Origin of the sequence: Proteus mirabilis HI4320 (genome assembly GCF_000069965.1) — a bacterium.
GTDB classification, from domain to species: domain Bacteria; phylum Pseudomonadota; class Gammaproteobacteria; order Enterobacterales; family Enterobacteriaceae; genus Proteus; species Proteus mirabilis.
On record NC_010554.1, the window covers coordinates 3,937,342 to 3,954,543 of the forward strand.

Annotated in this window: 17 protein-coding genes; 7 read left to right on the plus strand and 10 right to left on the minus strand. The window is 40.5% G+C overall.

The features are described from left to right. Positions 1 to 75: 75 nt before the first annotated feature. Together PMI_RS17915 and PMI_RS17920 are read right to left on the minus strand one after the other, a co-directional pair. Entirely contained in the window at positions 76 to 2,418 is a 2,343-nt protein-coding gene (locus tag PMI_RS17915; protein WP_012368816.1) for a zinc/cadmium/mercury/lead-transporting ATPase, read from the minus strand. 170 nt (positions 2,419 to 2,588) lie between these two features. After that, entirely contained in the window at positions 2,589 to 3,215 is a 627-nt protein-coding gene (locus tag PMI_RS17920) for a lysoplasmalogenase (RefSeq protein ID WP_004248875.1), read from the minus strand. Positions 3,216 to 3,361: 146 nt separating this feature from the next. On the opposite strand from PMI_RS17920, the gene PMI_RS17925 reads away from it, so the two are divergent. Further along, on the plus strand, positions 3,362 to 3,766 hold the full coding sequence (locus PMI_RS17925) for a DUF2500 family protein (RefSeq protein WP_012368817.1): 405 nt from the start codon (positions 3,362 to 3,364) through the stop codon (positions 3,764 to 3,766). Between the two features lie 63 nt (positions 3,767 to 3,829). Here the strand turns inward: PMI_RS17925 and PMI_RS17930 are convergent, their stop codons facing one another. Both PMI_RS17930 and rsmD read right to left on the minus strand, forming a co-directional pair. After that, positions 3,830 to 4,123, minus strand: coding sequence for a DUF1145 family protein (locus tag PMI_RS17930; protein WP_004248877.1), 294 nt, complete (start codon positions 4,121 to 4,123; stop codon positions 3,830 to 3,832). Positions 4,124 to 4,140: 17 nt separating this feature from the next. Further along, positions 4,141 to 4,725 carry a 16S rRNA (guanine(966)-N(2))-methyltransferase gene (rsmD, locus tag PMI_RS17935; protein WP_004252744.1) on the minus strand — a complete coding sequence of 195 codons (585 nt, stop codon included), beginning with the start codon at positions 4,723 to 4,725 and terminating at the stop codon, positions 4,141 to 4,143. A 227-nt stretch (positions 4,726 to 4,952) separates the two neighbouring features. On the opposite strand from rsmD, the gene ftsY reads away from it, so the two are divergent. The 5 genes from ftsY (at position 4,953) to PMI_RS17960 (ending at position 10,871) form a co-directional block, all read left to right on the plus strand. Continuing rightward, positions 4,953 to 6,791: a signal recognition particle-docking protein FtsY gene (ftsY, locus tag PMI_RS17940; protein WP_012368818.1), complete on the plus strand. Its 1,839-nt coding sequence runs from the start codon at positions 4,953 to 4,955 to the stop codon at positions 6,789 to 6,791. Between the two features lie 5 nt (positions 6,792 to 6,796). Beyond that, a complete protein-coding gene (gene ftsE / locus PMI_RS17945) occupies positions 6,797 to 7,462 on the plus strand; it encodes a cell division ATP-binding protein FtsE (RefSeq protein WP_004245385.1) in 666 nt (221 codons plus the stop codon). Further along, on the plus strand, positions 7,455 to 8,432 hold the full coding sequence (ftsX, locus tag PMI_RS17950) for a permease-like cell division protein FtsX (protein WP_012368819.1): 978 nt from the start codon (positions 7,455 to 7,457) through the stop codon (positions 8,430 to 8,432). Before ftsE ends, ftsX begins: the two co-directional genes overlap by 8 nt. Positions 8,433 to 8,773: 341 nt before the next feature. Next, entirely contained in the window at positions 8,774 to 9,628 is an 855-nt protein-coding gene (rpoH, locus tag PMI_RS17955) for an RNA polymerase sigma factor RpoH (protein WP_004245383.1), read from the plus strand. Between the two features lie 94 nt (positions 9,629 to 9,722). Continuing rightward, a complete protein-coding gene (locus tag PMI_RS17960) occupies positions 9,723 to 10,871 on the plus strand; it encodes a glycerate kinase (RefSeq protein ID WP_012368820.1) in 1,149 nt (382 codons plus the stop codon). On the opposite strand, the gene panM is transcribed toward PMI_RS17960, so the two are convergent. Then, positions 10,847 to 11,263, minus strand: a complete 417-nt coding sequence (gene panM, locus PMI_RS17965) for an aspartate 1-decarboxylase autocleavage activator PanM (protein WP_012368821.1) — start codon at positions 11,261 to 11,263, stop codon at positions 10,847 to 10,849. The genes PMI_RS17960 and panM overlap by 25 nt on opposite strands. Before the next feature lie 11 nt (positions 11,264 to 11,274). Beyond that, positions 11,275 to 12,462: an MFS transporter gene (locus PMI_RS17970; RefSeq protein WP_012368822.1), complete on the minus strand. Its 1,188-nt coding sequence runs from the start codon at positions 12,460 to 12,462 to the stop codon at positions 11,275 to 11,277. Between the two features lie 113 nt (positions 12,463 to 12,575). Between PMI_RS17970 and PMI_RS17975 the strand changes: the two genes are divergently transcribed. After that, the gene (locus PMI_RS17975; protein ID WP_012368823.1) at positions 12,576 to 13,052 is read left to right on the plus strand and encodes a MarR family winged helix-turn-helix transcriptional regulator; all 477 of its coding nucleotides are present in this window, start codon (positions 12,576 to 12,578) and stop codon (positions 13,050 to 13,052) included. Between the two features lie 39 nt (positions 13,053 to 13,091). Here the strand turns inward: PMI_RS17975 and loiP are convergent, their stop codons facing one another. From loiP to ugpA, 4 genes are all read right to left on the minus strand, one after another. Further along, positions 13,092 to 13,844 carry a metalloprotease LoiP gene (gene loiP / locus PMI_RS17980; RefSeq protein ID WP_004245378.1) on the minus strand — a complete coding sequence of 251 codons (753 nt, stop codon included), beginning with the start codon at positions 13,842 to 13,844 and terminating at the stop codon, positions 13,092 to 13,094. Positions 13,845 to 14,333: 489 nt separating this feature from the next. After that, positions 14,334 to 15,428 carry a sn-glycerol-3-phosphate ABC transporter ATP-binding protein UgpC gene (gene ugpC, locus PMI_RS17985; RefSeq protein ID WP_012368824.1) on the minus strand — a complete coding sequence of 365 codons (1,095 nt, stop codon included), beginning with the start codon at positions 15,426 to 15,428 and terminating at the stop codon, positions 14,334 to 14,336. A 1-nt stretch (position 15,429) separates the two neighbouring features. Further along, a complete protein-coding gene (gene ugpE / locus PMI_RS17990; protein WP_012368825.1) occupies positions 15,430 to 16,278 on the minus strand; it encodes a sn-glycerol-3-phosphate ABC transporter permease UgpE in 849 nt (282 codons plus the stop codon). Then, the gene (gene ugpA, locus PMI_RS17995) at positions 16,278 to 17,162 is read right to left on the minus strand and encodes a sn-glycerol-3-phosphate ABC transporter permease UgpA (protein WP_004245374.1); all 885 of its coding nucleotides are present in this window, start codon (positions 17,160 to 17,162) and stop codon (positions 16,278 to 16,280) included. The genes ugpE and ugpA overlap by 1 nt, the downstream gene beginning before the upstream one ends. Positions 17,163 to 17,202: the final 40 nt, after the last annotated feature.

Here is a 17,202-nt window from a genome sequence, read left to right on the forward strand (position 1 = left end):
CGCAGTGAGATTTAAGCGTAAAAATAACCCAAACCATAGCAATGACTGTGGTTTGGGTTTTATTTTTAGGTTAGTTTAATCTTGGTGAGGAGATTTTAGTTTAACTTTTAATAGTCTTACGGCATTGGCGGTCACTAAAGCTGTTGCTCCTGAGTCAGCCAATACGGCAACCCAAAGTCCAGTGATACCGAATAAACTGGTGACTAAGAATATCGCTTTTAAACCCAATGCTATGGTAATGTTTTCACGTATAATTTTACGTGTTGCACGAGATAGCTGAATAATTTCGGGTAAGCCAGTTAAACGATTATGGGTTAATGCTGCGTCGGCAGTTTCTAAGGCGACATCTGTACCACTTCCCATCGCAACACCAATGGTAGCCGCTTTCATTGCTGGTGCATCATTAATACCATCACCCACCATCATTGTGTTATGTGTTTGACTGATTTCCATCACTGAGGTGACTTTATCTTCAGGGAGCAATCCTGCACGGAAATCCATACCCAGTTTTTGTGCAATCGCAGCCGCTGCTCTTGGGTTATCACCGGTTAACATCACGGCATTGATATTCATCGATTTCAACACTTTCATTGATTCGATAGCATCGTTGCGCAATGTATCTTGCATCGCAATCACACCAATGAACTGATCTTCTTTTAATACCACGACAACGGTTTTGCCTTCATCTTCAAGACGAGCGACTTGTTGTTGCCATTGTGCAGATAATGGTGTGGTTTCTGATAATTGTGTTGGGGCACTGACCAGAATATGCTGATTATTTAAATAACCTTCAATCCCTTTACCCGCTAAAGCCTTGCGATTATCGGCTTCCACAACATCAATTTGTTGCTCTTGTGCTTTATTAATAATGGCTTTTGCGAGAGGGTGATGAGAGCCAACTTCTACAGAAGAAGCCAACATCAGTAGCTCTTTCTCATTAAAGCCTACATTTGCTATGACATCAGTGACTTGAGGTTTACCCTCTGTTAATGTGCCTGTTTTATCTAGAGCAACGGTATTGACTGTGCCCAGTTGTTCAAGTGCTGCACCACCTTTAATTAAGGCACCTCGTTTTGTTGCTGCTGCCAGTGCTGATGTAATGGCGGCTGGTGTTGAAATAACCAGAGCACAAGGACAACCAATTAATAACAGTGTTAAACCACGGTAGAACCAAGTTTCCCAAGGTTGAGCGAATAACAAAGGTGGAATAATGATCACTAATGCGGAAAACAGCATAATCAGTGGTGTGTAATAGCGACTGAAACGGTCAACAAAACGTTCAATGGGCGCTTTACGCTCTTCCGCTTCTTCGATCAGTTGTAAAATACGGTCGATGGCATTTTGCCCCTGTTCAGAGACCACTTTCATTTGCACCGAGCGATCAACAGATAAACAGCCAGCAGCGACTTTTTCACCTTGTAAACGTTCGACCGGCACCGATTCACCCGTTAATGCGCTTTCATCAAAACTTGCAAAAGCAGTAATTAATTCGGCATCTGTGGGTAAGCGCGCACCTGGTGCAATTTCAATAATATCGCCGGGGCGCAATTGAGCTACAGGGACTGTCTGTTTTTTACCCTCTTTTATTACTACCGCTTCTTCAGGTACAAGAGCCATTAATGCGCTGACTCCGCGGCGTGCACGACCCGCAGCATAAGACTCAAGCATTTCGCCAATCATAAACAGCAAAATTACCATTGCCGCTTCTTCGGTGGCATTAATAAACAGTGCCCCAATAGCCGCAACACTCATCAAGGTTTCAATCGCGAATGGGGTACCACTACGAATGAGTCGTAGTGATTTTTTTACAATAGGGAATAACCCGATTAATGTCGTTGCAATAAAGGCAGCGCGACCTGCTTGTGGATCAATAAACTCGGCACCCCAACTTATCGCCATTAAAATCGCTAAGATAATGACGAATGAGCTCTCTTTTAAGAGGCTTTGTTTTGCAGGAGGCTGAGATCCCGCTGATGAGATATCAAATAGTTCAAAACCGGCACTTTTAACGGCACTAATCACATCAGTACGTAAATCGGTATCGGCATCGACAACCAGTTTTTCAGTGGCAAACAAGATCTTCGCTTGTTTAACGCCGACCACTTTCAGTACTGCTGTCTCTATCTTTTGCGCGCAGCTTGGGCAATCCATTCCTTGCACTTTCCAACTAAAACGTTGCTGTGCAATTTTTTCAGGCTCTACATTAGAGACAGGGGCGTTGCTGTCACAACAGCCATGGGCATGATCATGTTCTTCTTCACATTCGGGATCACTCTTATCGATTTTGCTATGAGTGTGTCCACTTTCAGTATGTGAGTGCATACTACTATTATCTGCCTGATTAGAGCAGCATTGAGAGCTTGAACAGCAAGCATCGGTATGTTTATGGTTATCGTGTTGATGAGCGTGTTTAGACATACGCCTCTCCTCGTTCAACAAAGTACAGTTTTATCAATTACCGATACTTTACAGCTTGGAGTAGAGTCCAGAGTCAAGATAAACAGAGCGTATTGATTGTCAAAAAGTGCGGATTTGTTAAATCAATTAATCCCTTGTTTCTATTGATAAAGAAACAAGGGATCAGGGTTTTACAGAAAAAGGGCTCTAACAATAAAGAAGTGACCAATAAAGTAACAGGCACTTACCAGTCCTTTAGAGGCTGAAAAAGAGAAGCGGAAACGGTTGATAAGCCAAATAGAGTAAGCAATTACTAACAAGAGTGAGCCTATCATGATAGAAAAGTTGTAGTCGTTGCTCAGGTAGAAGAATTTCTCTCCTGCAACCCAAAACATCGCAAAAGCCGCTAATAAAGTCAGTAATACAGGAATGGCAAATTTATCCAGTTTAGTCCAGATGATGGCTAACACGATAATTGCGGCAACGATAACAAAACCAAGCAAAGGAAGATAAAAAGAGATTTGTAATGGTAAGGCAAAACTAATTAGGTAGAGAATATAACTTAGGAATAACAAGGCTAAAGAAGGTAGTAAATACTTACCTTCAAACATTTTTAATACATCAGAAAGTAATGTTGCTAATAAAGCGCCGACAATAAGATAACTATTAATGCTATGCTCAGGGACTTGCCATGCCCAAAGGAGTAATAGTAGTAGTGTAATAGGGCGGAATAGCCATCGTTGCCAATTAGGGCCACGATACGCGGCATCGATATAAAGCCACCCAGAAAATAAGACAGCGAGAAAAGGCCAACTCATAATATCTTCCTTATTCTTATATAGAGAACTCTTTTATTATTCATAACAGAAAGCATAATTTAAGAATAGCGATTAATGAAGAAACTGGCGTATTAATTAAAATTAACTACAGATAAGCACAATGTGAATTTATAACGATAATAGGAATGAGTGTAATGAATAAAGCGGGAATGTTAGGTATCGCGGTGCTGATTATCATTATCGCTAGCGCAACATATCGTTTTTTTGAGCAAAGAAAACAGCGTATCAGTGATGATAATGCACCCGTTAAATTATATATGGTAGAAGTTGTTGATAAGCAACAAATACCGAAAAACGATCGACGTTCAAGAGAAAATGATATTAATGGGCCAGAAACAACCTATTACTATCAAGTGACTTTTCGTTTAACAACGGACTCTCAGCAAGATATTATCTTACGTGTGGATAAAACCACTTTCTCAAATGTAGCGCTGGAGATGAAAGGGCGATTATTTATGCAAGGTAGTCGTTTCGTGCAGTTTGAAACCGATGCACCAGATAATGAGAGTAGTAAAACATCAGCTCAATAAGCGTCAGAGCATAAGAAACTGGGGAGTTAGCGTGTTATCCCCAGTGACTTGAATAGACGATGATTATTGGTTTTTATTTTTTTGTTTTTCTAGATACTCTTTGCGCAACTCTTTTTGTATTCTCAATAGCTCAAAAATACCAAAAAAGAAGATCTTAAATTGGAGTAAGCCAGAAGGTTTTTTATCTTCGGGTTGGCCTGCTTTATACATGGCAATTTGTAAGCCGTGCATAATCACCATAAAGATTAATGCGATATCCATAAAGTACTTTAAAGGTTTAGGGAATGGGGAAATAAGATTTAAACAAAGAAATCCCCACACACCGATCATTAAAAATCGACCTAAAAAGATTAACATAGCAGCTCCATAACAAATTAAGCAGATAAATTGCGAATATAGAGACGATAGGCGACTTGGCCTGCGATTTTTTCTCTATGTAATCGCCAATTTTCTGGTAAAGAATAAACCTGTGCGTTTACTTCTTCTTCAATATAAATATAACAACCTTCGGCTAACCATTGGTTATTTTCTAATAATTGCAGGGTGTTTGCCAACATACCTTGATGAAAAGGAGGATCTAAAAACACCACATCATATGCCGTACCTTGTTTAGCTAGATAATTTAACGCACTATCTTGAATAACATGCCCATTATCAGCGCCAAGCAGCGCTAAATTAGCAGTAATTTGTTGCGCGACTTTACGGTCGAACTCAATGAATGTCGTTTCTTTTGCATAGCGAGAGAGTGCTTCAATACCTAGCCCACCACTGCCGGCAAAGCAATCTAAGCAACGAGCGTCCTGAATAACGGGCATAAGCCAATTAAACAGTGTTTCTTTGACTCTATCGGTGGTGGGACGTAATCCTTGGCTATCAAGCACAGGAAGTTTCCGACCACGCCATTTACCTCCGATTATTCTGATTTGTCCCATCGGCGTTTTTTGTGGTTTCTTAGCCATATTTTTCTGATATATATCGTTTAAGCGTGAATTTTGGCGTGTTTTAATGTTTCAAGGAACAAGTTTGTTGATAACTTGATAACTTACCTTGATTTAAGCGCGAATAATTTACCATAAAATTCGTATAAAAGATGCGTTTATCCTCGATCAAATGATAGACTTCATTATTATTTTTAATATCGTCAATGTTATCGCGCCATGATTTAGTGCGAGGAGTTTAGTAGCTAATGGCAAAAGAAAAAAAAGGTTTTTTCTCGTGGCTCGGATTTGGCCGTAATAAAGAAGAAAATACTGCACAAGAGAAAGAACAACAACGTTTAGAGGCCGAACGTGCAGAGCAGGCGCGCTTAGCCGAAGAAGAAGCTCAACGTCAAGCGCAACTAGAAGCTGAACAAGTGCGTTTAGCCGAAGAAGAAGCCCAGCGTCAAGCGCAACTTGAAGCTGAACAAGCACGCCAAGAAGCGCAAAGAGCAGAGGCAGAACGATTAGCTGCTGAACGTGCAGAGCAGGCGCGTTTAGCCGAAGAAGAAGCGCAACGTCAAGCGCAACTTGAAGCTGAACAAGCACGCCAAGAAGCGCAAAGAGCAGAAGCTGAACGATTAGCTGCTGAACGTGCGGAGCAGGCACGTTTAGCCGAAGAAGAAGCCCAACGTCAAGCGCAGCAAGAAGCTGAACAAGCACGCCAAGAAGCGCAAAGAGCAGAGGCAGAACGATTAGCTGCTGAACGTGCAGAGCAGGCGCGTTTAGCTGAAGAAGAAGCCCAGCGTCAAGCGCAACTTGAAGCTGAACAAGCACGCCAAGAAGCGCAAAGAGCAGAAGCTGAAAAATTAGCTGCTGAACGTGCAGAGCAAGCGCGTTTAGCCGAAGAAGAAGCTCAACGTCAAGCGCAACTTGAAGCTGAACAAGCACGCCAAGAAGCGCAAAGAGCAGAGGCAGAACGATTAGCTGCTGAACGTGCAGAGCAGACTCGTTTAGCCGAAGAAGAAGCCCAACGTCAAGCGCAACTTGAAGCTGAACAAGCACGCCAAGAAGCTGAAGCTGAAGAAAAAGCGCGTATTGCACAAGCACAAGCCGAAGCGGAAGATATTGTCGCGTTACGCGAAGAGGTATTAGTCGATAAACCCGTAGAGCAAGAGAGACCGAAAAAAGAAGGCTTTTTCTCTCGCTTGAAAAAGGGATTATTAAAAACACGACAAAATTTAGGCTCCGGTTTTATGGGGCTATTCCGCGGTAAGAAAATTGATGACGAGCTTTTCGAAGAGTTAGAAGAGCAGTTGTTAATTGCCGATGTGGGAATGGATACCACTAGCAAGATCATTAACAGTTTGACTCAGCATGCTAGTCGTAAAGATCTCAAAGATGCTGAATCTCTTTATGGTAAGTTGCGTGAAGAGATGGGCGATATTTTAAATAAAGTGGATAAACCATTAAATATTGAAGGTAAAAAACCTTTTGTCATTTTAATGGTCGGAGTTAATGGGGTCGGTAAAACGACCACTATCGGTAAGTTAGCCCGCCAATACCAAGCTGAAGGTAAATCGGTGATGTTAGCTGCGGGAGATACCTTCCGTGCAGCGGCGGTTGAGCAATTACAAGTTTGGGGTGAGCGTAATCATATCCCTGTTATTGCTCAGCATACGGGGGCTGATCCAGCATCGGTTATTTTTGATGCTATTCAATCGGCGCAAGCAAAAGGTGTCGATGTTCTGATTGCGGATACCGCGGGACGATTGCAAAATAAATCTCATTTAATGGAAGAGCTGAAAAAAATCGTCCGTGTAATGAAAAAATTAGACGAGGAAGCACCACATGAAGTGATGCTGACACTCGATGCCAGTACAGGGCAAAATGCTGTTAGCCAAGCAAAATTGTTTAATGAAACGGTTGGGCTGACAGGATTAACCTTGACGAAACTGGATGGTACTGCAAAAGGGGGCGTTATCTTCTCTATCGCTGATCAGTTTGGTATTCCTATTCGCTATATCGGCGTCGGTGAAGGTATTGAAGATTTACGTCCGTTTAAGGCCGACGATTTTATTGAGGCTCTGTTTGCCCGCGAGGAGTAGTTGTAATGATCCGCTTCGAACACGTCAGCAAGGCTTATTTAGGTGGAAGACAAGCATTACAGGGGGTTGATTTTCATCTTCGCCCTGGTGAGATGGCTTTTTTAACCGGACATTCTGGTGCTGGTAAAAGTACATTGCTTAAATTAATTTGTGGCATAGAACGTCCAAGTGATGGCGCTATTTGGTTTGCTGGTCATGATATCAGTAGGCTAAAAAATAGTGAGATCCCTTTTTTGCGTCGTCAAATAGGGATGATCTTCCAAGATCACCATTTGCTGATGGACAGAACGGTTTATGACAATGTCTCTCTACCTTTGATTATTGCAGGCGCAAGTGAAGAGGATATTCGACGCCGAGTTTCAGCCGCCTTGGATAAAGTCGGACTACTTGATAAAGCGAAAAATTACCCTATCCAGCTTTCAGGGGGGGAACAGCAACGAGTGGGAATAGCTCGTGCTGTTGTGAATAAACCCACGGTGTTATTGGCTGATGAGCCAACAGGGAATCTTGATGGTGAACTTTCAGAAGGCATTATGCGTCTGTTTGAAGAGTTTAATCGCGTGGGGGTTACCGTGTTAATGGCAACGCATGATATGACACTTGTAGAGCGCAGGAATTACCGTATTCTAACCTTAGGTCAAGGGCGTATGGTGGGAGGACAAAATGGCTAAAGGAAAACACTCCCGTAAGGCAATGCCAACACCAAAAGCGAAAACAAAAGCATTACGTGGTGGACGCCGTGAGCAGTGGCGTTATGCATGGCGTAATACCATGGCCGACTTTTTACGCCAACCCCTCTCTTCTTTCTTAACGGTGATGGTAGTAGCGATTTCATTAACACTACCTAGTATCTGTTACATTGTCTGGAAAAATGTATCAACAGCCGCAGAGCAGTGGTATCCCGCTCCGCAACTGACGGTCTATCTTGATAAATCTCTAGATGACAGCTTAGCGCAGGCAACGATAAAAAATATCGAGGCATTAGATAAAGTCGAAGAGGTTAATTATCTTTCTCGTCAAGATTCATTAGTGGAGTTTCGCTCATGGTCTGGATTTAGTAGCGCATTAGATATGCTAGAAGAAAATCCATTACCCGCTGTCGCGATTGTGACTCCTGTTATGGATCCTAATGACGAGCAATTAATGGTTAATTTGCGTGATGCAGTGGCAAATATTGCCGGTGTTGACGAAGTGAGAATGGACGATAGCTGGTTTACTCGGTTATCTACTTTAACCTCATTAGTTGGACAAATCGCAATGGTGATCGGTAGCTTAATGATTGTGGCACTGCTATTGGTTATTGGTAATAGTGTTCGTCTTAATATTTTCAGTCGTCGTGATACCATTAATGTGATGAAATTAATTGGTGCTACTGATGGCTTTATCATGCGTCCCTTTTTAAATTGGGGTTTAGTACTCGGCTTTATCGGGGCTATTTTTGCGATTATTTTCTCTGCATTATTGGTATGGAAGTTATCTGATGTCGTTACGCAAGCGGCGACCGTATTTGGAACAACTTTCTCAATATCTGGATTAGGTTTTGATGAATCGGTTATTTTGATCCTCGTTTCGATGACCATTGGCTGGTTTGCTGCTTGGTTGACCACCATGCAACATTTACGTCAATTCACACCAGAATAGCCATATTAGTCCCTTTTTCCCTTTTTATTATGGCGGGTTGCATTATTATGGCAACCTTGCCATTTTATCAAACCCCTATCTTTGGCATAATAATGTTCTACACTTAACCTAGATGAATTGAGTACTATTTTTAATAGATGAATTTGCGGTTTGCTTGGTAAAGTACAAAGATATGTAAACATAGATGCGATATGAACCTTTAGTCTTTATGCTGGTCAATAATGTTGTAAAAACATAATATCTACCACCAACGATGACCTGTTAAGTACTATTAGAAGGTTCTTCCTGCTCACCATACAGTATTAATATTAATTATCTATTTGATTTTCATGAGGATTTGAATGACAAAAGAAATGCAATCCTTAGCATTGGTTCCGCAAGGCAGCATTGAAGCGTATATCCGTGCAGCCAATTCCTATCCGATGTTAACGGCAGAGGAAGAAAAGGAACTGGCTGAACGGCTGCATTACGAGGGCGATTTGGAAGCAGCGAAAACGCTGATCCTTTCTCATTTACGCTTCGTTATTCATGTTGCTCGCAGTTATTCAGGATATGGTTTACCTCAGGCGGATCTTATCCAAGAAGGTAATATTGGTTTGATGAAAGCGGTGCGTCGCTTTAACCCTGAAGTTGGGGTTAGACTGGTTTCTTTCGCCGTGCATTGGATCAAAGCCGAAATTCATGAATATGTGTTACGTAATTGGCGTATCGTGAAAGTCGCGACAACGAAATCACAGCGTAAACTGTTCTTTAATTTAAGAAAAAACAAAAAACGCTTAGGGTGGTTTAACCAAGATGAAGTCGAGCTAGTTGCGAAAGAGCTTGGGGTTTCTGAGAGCGATGTGCGTGAAATGGAATCTCGCATGTCGGCACAAGATATGGCATTTGACATGAGTGCTGATGATAGTGATGACTCACATCCTGTAGCTCCGGTGCTATTCTTAGAAGATAAATCTTCTGACTTTGCTGATGGTATTGAAGAAGATAACTGGGATAACCATGCAGCTGACCGACTGACTTTAGCGATAAAAACACTGGATGAACGTAGCCAAGACATTATCCGCGCTCGCTGGTTAGAAGATGATAATAAATCAACTTTACAGGAGCTTGCAGATAAATATGGTGTTTCTGCTGAGCGAGTTCGCCAGTTAGAAAAAAATGCGATGAAAAAATTGCGTTTAGCGATTGAAGATTAATCACATTTTAAAGCCAATCCAACCTCTCTGATTGTAGAGTATGATATAAAAGCGATATTGATATATCGCTTTTTTTATACGCGGAGAACATGACGTGAAAGAGATAAAAATAGTTATCGCCCCAGATCCTTTTAAAGAGAGCTTAAGTGCCAAAGAGGTGGCAGAGGCGATTAAACAAGGCTTTTCACGTTATTTACCTGATGCTGATTATTGTTGTATTCCTATGGCCGACGGCGGTGAAGGTACAGTAACGTCATTAGTTGATGCTACCCATGGTCGTTTTATCACAACGCCAGTTTGTGATCCATTAGGTAAACAGGTAACAGCCACTTGGGGAGTGTTAGGCGATAATACTACTGCCGTGATTGAAATGGCACAGGCATCAGGTCTTCATCTTATCCCTTCATCTCAACGCAATCCCAATTTAACGACGAGTTATGGTACCGGCGAGTTAATTTGTGCCGCACTAGATTTGGGGGTTAAAAAGATCATTTTAGGCTTAGGAGGAAGTGCCACAAATGACGGCGGTGCAGGTATGATGCAAGCGCTCGGTCTTGGTCTTAAAGATAAGTCTGGAACATCTTTGCCTTTTGGTGGACATGCATTAAGTCAACTTCATTCTATAGATATCAATCAACTACATCCAAAACTTGCCTCTGTTGATATAGAGATCGCCTGTGATGTAACTAATCCATTATGTGGCGAATTGGGGGCTTCAAAAGTCTTTGGCCCGCAAAAAGGGGCGACAGAACAAGATATTGCGCAACTGGATAGCGCACTACACCATTTTGGTACTTATCTTGAGAAAATGACACAACGCACTCTTATCAATATTGCAGGAAGTGGTGCAGCAGGAGGATTGGCTCTGCCTTTGCTGGCATTTACGCAAGCAACACTTTCATCAGGTATTGATTTGGTTGCTAACGCTGTTGAATTAGAAAAACAGTTAATCGATGCAGATTTGGTCATAACTGGCGAAGGGCGAATGGACAGCCAATCAGCGCAAGGTAAAACCCCGATAGGTGTTGCTAAATTAGCTAAAAAATACCATCGCCCAGTGATTGCGTTAGTTGGTGGTTATTTACCGGATTATGATGTGGTTCATCAGCAGGGTATTGATGCGGTTTTCTCTATCATGCCTGGTGTTGCCACTTTACAACAAGCCTTTGATAATGCTAAGCAAAACTTACAGGAAACCGCTTATAATATAGCGAGGCTTTATGCTTTATCATTGCATAAATAATCATAAGTATCAGCCTGTAATGAAGTAGTAAAATGATGATGCGCTAAAAAAGCCTGTGCTACAGGATCGTTGATTTGCCCTGTTTTCAATAAAGCTTGCCAATGTGTAATGGTTGGATTTTTTTCAAGGCATTGTGTTAGTAAGTAATGCCCAACACCACGACGACGAGTCACTTCTCTTACCATAAAATCACTGATAAGCGCTGTTTTTGCTTGGTATTTTATACGACAAGCCGCTAGTAATCGCCCGTTAAAACGGGCGACAAAAAGAGCATGCTCTGTGGTGATTGGTGCAGTGAGTGCCATTTGGTACTCACTATCTTGCCAAATTTTCCCTAAATCTATTTTATCTTGTGCTGAAAGCTGCGGCAGTTTTTCAATGGTTAGTTTCATCAAATGTCCTGTTAGTCGATGGTTTGTCGTTGCTGTTTTAATGTGGAAAGTAGCGTTTTGATGGCAAAACACAATGCCAAACTTGTTAAGATCACACAAGAATAAAAGACATATTGATAATGATTATCGGTGACAAAATAGCTTGCGACCATAGGCCCTGCAGCCATACCACAGTAGCGGATAAAATTATAAATACCCATTGCCGTTGCTCTTACTGAACTAAAGTGGCTGGTTATTAAGGTCGTGTGTGTAGGCATAGTTAATCCTAAAGAGAGACCATATAACACCGTTAATATTAACATTATTGGTAATGAGATTTGCCAAAATAGGGCAAATAACGACAACATGGCAAGGTTTATACATGAAGTTATGATCACACCATATTCAGCGCTAAACAAATGACAAACCTTACGGTAAAGGTAACTGCCTAACACCAGTGCAATGGACATAGGAACATAAAGCCCACCAATTTCACTGCTATTTAAGTGATAAAGGTGAAAAGCAATTAAAGGTAAAAATACTAATAGGCAGAAGTAGTTATAAAACACCATAAAACTTATCACAAAAACAGATTTACCCTCTGGGGCGGCGAGCACTTGTCGCATAGCAGATAAGCTTTTAACGGACTGTTTTTGTTCTGGGCGAGTTTCAGGTAAATAAAATAGATGGGCAATCAGCAAAACAAGTCCCACCATACTTAAGAAAACAAAAATACTTTGGTAGTGATAATGTTGTGCTAAATAGCCGCCTAATAAAGGACCACTCGCTGGTGCTAATGCTAGCAACATTTGGTAACTTCCCATTGCTTTAGCACGCTCATTCCCTTGATAGAGATCGCCTAAAATAGTTGCTGCGACAACAGGGATGGCAGCGATACCTATGGCTTGGATCACTCGTCCAAAAATTAATAGGTTAATAGAATTAGCCCATATACAAATAAGTGCGCCGATAATTGAAATCGTTAACCCACTGAGCAAAATAGGTTTTCTGCCCCATTTGTCAATCAATGAACCATAACATAACTGCATAACAGCCATAGCAAAAGTGAAAGCTGATACCGTAAGGTTAACCAGTGATAATGTGGTATTAAATTGCTGCTGGATCAATGGCAGCACAGGAGTATAAATATTTTGTGCTAGAGAGCCTAATAAAGCGCTAAAGCAAACAAGGTAAAACAGACTACGGATTGATAATTTCATTATATTGCCTCTTAGTTTTGTTTCCATGGAAACAAAATAGATAATAGCGATATTTTGATTGATGTAAATAGTTTTGGTATTATTTTTTAAAATATTTTTTCCAAGGAAACAAAATGACAAAACAGCAAGTAACCACACAGGAATTGCTTAATGGTTTAAGTGAATTGTTGCACTTAAAAGAAGCGAATAATGATGAAGGTCATAAGAAAGTATTAGCAGAGAAGGGGTTAGAAAATTATTCACTCACAGAGCTTCATGTGATCCATTGTATTGGTGAAGAGAGTATGCGTAACCTCACAACGATCAGTGATTATATGGCAATGACACGTGGGGCCGTCTCAAAAATTTGTCGTCGCTTACAGAGTAAAGGCGCTATTGAGAAAATAAAATTAGCGGATAACCAAAAAGAGATATTTTTTATTTTAACTACTGAAGGGGAAAAGCTGTTTCACACTCATGAATTGTTACATCAACAATCTCAGGCAAAATGGATAACCTTATTTGAACAGTATGATCAAAATGAAAGGCGGGCAATTAAACGCTTTTTAGCTGATGTTGCAAATCGTTTTCGCCACAAGAAAAAAGCATAAAGAAAACCCCCATATGGTTAAATATAGGGGCGATAAAGTTTATTTTTTATCTTCGGCAATGCGGTTACGAATATTGTCAGCACGCTCTTTTGATGGTGGGTGAGAATCAAACATGCTTGAATCACTACCACCTAATTTAGCTAATTTTTCAAAGCCAGTCACTAAGCCTGAAGTATTGACACCGCGTTTTTTCAGCAGATCGTAAGAGAAGTTATCAGCTTGTGTTTCTTGGTGTTGAGAGAACTGGGCATTAACCAGTTTTTCACCCATTTCTGCTAACTGGGAACTACTTAATTGTGCTGCTACTCCCCCCGCTGAAGAGGCTGCGGTACGTGCCGCAACGGTGGCATGTGCTACTTGGATTGCTTTACGTGTATGGCCTAATGCTACATGTCCCATTTCATGACCCAATACACCTTCCACTTCGTTGTCAGTCATGATGTCCATTAAACCGCTATAAACACGCACACAGCCGTTTGCCATCGCCCATGCATTGACATCTTTAGTGAGATAAACTTTATAGTTTACTGGAGTACCATTAACTTCATTACCTAACGCTTTCGCGATATTATTTAAGCGTTTAGTGTAGTTACTATTTGCAGGTGCAATTTTGTTTTTAGCATCCATTTCTTTACATGCATCATTAGTTAGCGCTTTGACATCGTCATCACTTAATGTTGCCGCTTGGAAAAGTTGTGTACCTGATTGCGCTAACATAGAAGTATCAAGATTTTTACAGCCAGAGAGTAATGCCGCGGATACCATCACTGTCGCAAGTAGTTTTATTTTCATTATCAATTAAGTCCTTTTCTGCTTAGCAGTTTAATATTATTAGTTGCACATTAAATGCGAGCAAAAGAATAGCAGTGCTTATCTAGTGGTGCAATATGCGGATATTCCAATTATATTATTCTACTGCTATAAAAAATTATTTTTATTATTTTAAACGCGTATTTTTCTATTTTTTAAACTTATTATATAAAATATTAAAATCCTTAATAAGTGTACTTTTATTAATGTAACTAATCATGGTTTTTAAAATGGATTTAAAGGTATTTATTGTAAAATTTTTATTAAATTTTAATATGTTGTAAATTTTTTATCATCTCTCTTTTAGCAAAGATTAATCGCAATGGATAGCATCAAAATAATCTACTTTATACATTTTAAGTGTTAAGTATATTGATGTTATGTGTGTATTCTCATCGATGAAAAAATAATAGCAATGCTAAAAACATTGCTATTAAGATTAAACTGAAAATGAATCACAGTGAGAATAAATTAAGAGACTAATCGTTCACTTAACAACATGGTAGGACGTTCAATCCGTTTTTGGGTTTGTCGATCAAAAAAATGTAGATTTTCTGGATAAATAGCAACACCTATTCTATTACCCACATTAACACCATGATCGTTTGCGGCTCGAATAACAATAGATTGTTGGTCACAAGTGGTGGCGTAAATTAAAACATCAGCCCCTAAAGCTTCAATAAAATCGACATTAGCATGAAACAGTGGATTTTGTTGATTTATGAGCAAATGTTCAGGACGTAATCCTAGTTGGATCTCACCATTAGGTAATGAGTGGGCAGAAATAGCAAGATGACCATCCGCAATTTCAATAATACCGCGATTGATATGAGTGGTTAAAATATTCATCGCCGGTGATCCCATAAATGTTGCCACAAATACAGAAGCTGGGCTTTCATAAATCTCTAAGGGGGAGCCAACTTGTTCTATATGACCTTGGTTTAGTACTACTAATTTATCCGCCAAGGTCATGGCTTCCACTTGATCATGAGTGACATAAACAGAAGTAGTGGCTAATTTTTGCTGCAGCTTTTTGATTTCAAGACGCATTTGTACGCGTAGTTTGGCATCAAGGTTAGAGAGCGGTTCATCAAATAAGAAGACTTTGGGATCACGGACAATCGCTCTGCCCATGGCAACGCGTTGGCGTTGTCCACCAGAAAGCTCTTTAGGTTTTCTATCCAGTAAATGGCTTATTTCTAGCATATGAGCAGCGCGATCGACTCGGGCTATGATTTCAGCTTTGGGGATTTTTCGATTACGCAAACCATACGCCATATTGTCATAGACAGACATATGTGGGTAGAGGGCATAATTTTGAAAAACCATCGCAATATCTCGCTCACTAGGCTCATGTTCATTTACGCGTCGATTATCAATCAGTAAATCGCCATCTGTGATGGTTTCTAATCCCGCTATCATGCGCAGTAGTGTTGATTTTCCACAACCACTAGGCCCTACTAAAACCACCATTTCGCCTTGCTCAATAGAGAGATTGAGCGTGGAAATTGCTTGATAACCATTAGGATAACGTTTTTCTAAATTAGTCAGTGTTACGGTAGTCATATTATTTCTCCGTATCAACAAAGCCTTTAACAAAGGCTCTTTGCATCAAAATGACGATAAAGACAGGTGGCAACATTGCAATTAAAGTGGTTGCCATAATTTTGTTCCACTCAATCACGCCATCAGATACGGCCACCATCTGTTTGATGCCCATGACAATGGTGTAGTACTGAGTATCTGTGGTGATAAGCATTGGCCAAAGATATTGATTCCAGCCATAGATAAAGGTGATAACAAAAAGTGCGGCAATATTGGTACGGGATAAAGGCAATAAAATAGTAAAGAAAAATTTTATTGGCCCTGCACCATCAATTTTGGCCGCTTCAATCAGCTCTGGGGTGATAGTAAGAAAAAATTGGCGAAACAAAAATGTAGCCGTTGCACTCGCAATCAGTGGAATGGTCAGTCCTGCATAGGAGTTCAACATATTAAGATTTGTCACTACCTCAAAGGTCGGCATGATCCGCACTTCGACGGGGAGCATCAAGGTAAAGAAGATTGTCCAAAAAGCCAGCATTCTGCCAGGAAAACGAAAGAACACCACGGCGTAAGCGGAGGCAATAGAGATAACCAATTTACCAATAGTGATCACTAGCGCCATAACTAAAGAGTTCAATAGCATACCATTAATGGTAATTGCACTATTTTGAGTCGTTCCCGCTGATGAAAAGAGCGTTTTAAAAACCTCGATACCCTCCTGACCAAACCAAAGAGGCGAGCCTGTGGCAAATTCGGTATTTTGGTGGGTAGTCGCAACAACAGCGATCCATACCGGAAATGCTACAGAAAGAATGCCAACAATCAGAATAAGATGGCAAAAAGCGTGGAAGAGAGGTCTACGTTCAACCATTAGTAAGCCACCTTTTTCTCAACATAACGAAATTGAATAATGGTCAATATGGCAACAATCAACATTAAAATAACCGATTGTGCCGCTGATGAGCCTAAATCTAATCCAACAAATCCATCGTTATACACTTTATAAACTAATGTTGAGGTGCTATTACCGGGGCCACCTTGGGTCATGGCATGAATGATGGGAAAGGTGTCAAAAAAGGCGTAGGCAAAATTCACCACCAATAAGAAAAAAGTTGTCGGCGAAATTAATGGCAAACTAATGGTAATAAAACGTTTAATTGGACCACTGCCATCAATGGCTGCTGCTTCTAGCAACGATTTAGGCACAGATTGTAACGCGGCAAGAAAAAACAGAAAGTTATAGCTTATCTGTTTCCATGTGGCGGTTAAAATCACCATCCACATTGCATGAGATGTATTTAAGACCGGATCCCAATTGATACCGATTTTGTTTAATACTCGGCTTAATACACCAATGGTAGGATCGAGCATAAACAACCAGAGAAAACCTGCGATAACAGGAGCAATAGCATAAGGAGCGATAAGTATTGTGCGGTAAAACAATTTACCCCGTAATATTTGCTCAGCAATACCCGCTAAAATAACCGCAGATAACATTGAAAGTAATACAACACTGGTACTAAAAATAAGCGTGGTGATTAAGCTGTCAAAATAATAATTATCATTAAATAAGCGCTGAAAATTTTCTAAACCAACAAATTCACTACTAAGGCCAAAAGCATCTTCTAACTGAAAAGATTGCAACAATGCTTGTCCAGCCGGCCAAATAAAGAAAACTAAAGTAATGGCTAATTGAGGGAAGATCAGCGCGATAGGTAACCATTTTTGTTTAAAGTAAACGGATTGGGAAGCCATACTGTATCCAGAGATCTGACAAAATAACAGGCGAACACTT

Excerpts from the sequence above, each read along its gene's own strand:
- PMI_RS17915 (WP_012368816.1), bottom strand. The coding sequence starts at position 2,418 with ATGTCTAAACACGCTCATCAACACGATAACCATAAACATACCGATGCT.
- PMI_RS17920 (WP_004248875.1), bottom strand. The coding sequence starts at position 3,215 with ATGAGTTGGCCTTTTCTCGCTGTCTTATTTTCTGGGTGGCTTTATATC.
- PMI_RS17925 (WP_012368817.1), top strand. The coding sequence starts at position 3,362 with ATGAGTGTAATGAATAAAGCGGGAATGTTAGGTATCGCGGTGCTGATT.
- PMI_RS17930 (WP_004248877.1), bottom strand. The coding sequence starts at position 4,123 with ATGTTAATCTTTTTAGGTCGATTTTTAATGATCGGTGTGTGGGGATTT.
- rsmD (WP_004252744.1), bottom strand. The coding sequence starts at position 4,725 with ATGGCTAAGAAACCACAAAAAACGCCGATGGGACAAATCAGAATAATC.
- ftsY (WP_012368818.1), top strand. The coding sequence starts at position 4,953 with ATGGCAAAAGAAAAAAAAGGTTTTTTCTCGTGGCTCGGATTTGGCCGT.
- ftsE (WP_004245385.1), top strand. The coding sequence starts at position 6,797 with ATGATCCGCTTCGAACACGTCAGCAAGGCTTATTTAGGTGGAAGACAA.
- ftsX (WP_012368819.1), top strand. The coding sequence starts at position 7,455 with ATGGCTAAAGGAAAACACTCCCGTAAGGCAATGCCAACACCAAAAGCG.
- rpoH (WP_004245383.1), top strand. The coding sequence starts at position 8,774 with ATGACAAAAGAAATGCAATCCTTAGCATTGGTTCCGCAAGGCAGCATT.
- panM (WP_012368821.1), bottom strand. The coding sequence starts at position 11,263 with ATGAAACTAACCATTGAAAAACTGCCGCAGCTTTCAGCACAAGATAAA.
- PMI_RS17970 (WP_012368822.1), bottom strand. The coding sequence starts at position 12,462 with ATGAAATTATCAATCCGTAGTCTGTTTTACCTTGTTTGCTTTAGCGCT.
- PMI_RS17975 (WP_012368823.1), top strand. The coding sequence starts at position 12,576 with ATGACAAAACAGCAAGTAACCACACAGGAATTGCTTAATGGTTTAAGT.
- loiP (WP_004245378.1), bottom strand. The coding sequence starts at position 13,844 with ATGAAAATAAAACTACTTGCGACAGTGATGGTATCCGCGGCATTACTC.
- ugpC (WP_012368824.1), bottom strand. The coding sequence starts at position 15,428 with ATGACTACCGTAACACTGACTAATTTAGAAAAACGTTATCCTAATGGT.
- ugpE (WP_012368825.1), bottom strand. The coding sequence starts at position 16,278 with ATGGTTGAACGTAGACCTCTCTTCCACGCTTTTTGCCATCTTATTCTG.
- ugpA (WP_004245374.1), bottom strand. The coding sequence starts at position 17,162 with ATGGCTTCCCAATCCGTTTACTTTAAACAAAAATGGTTACCTATCGCG.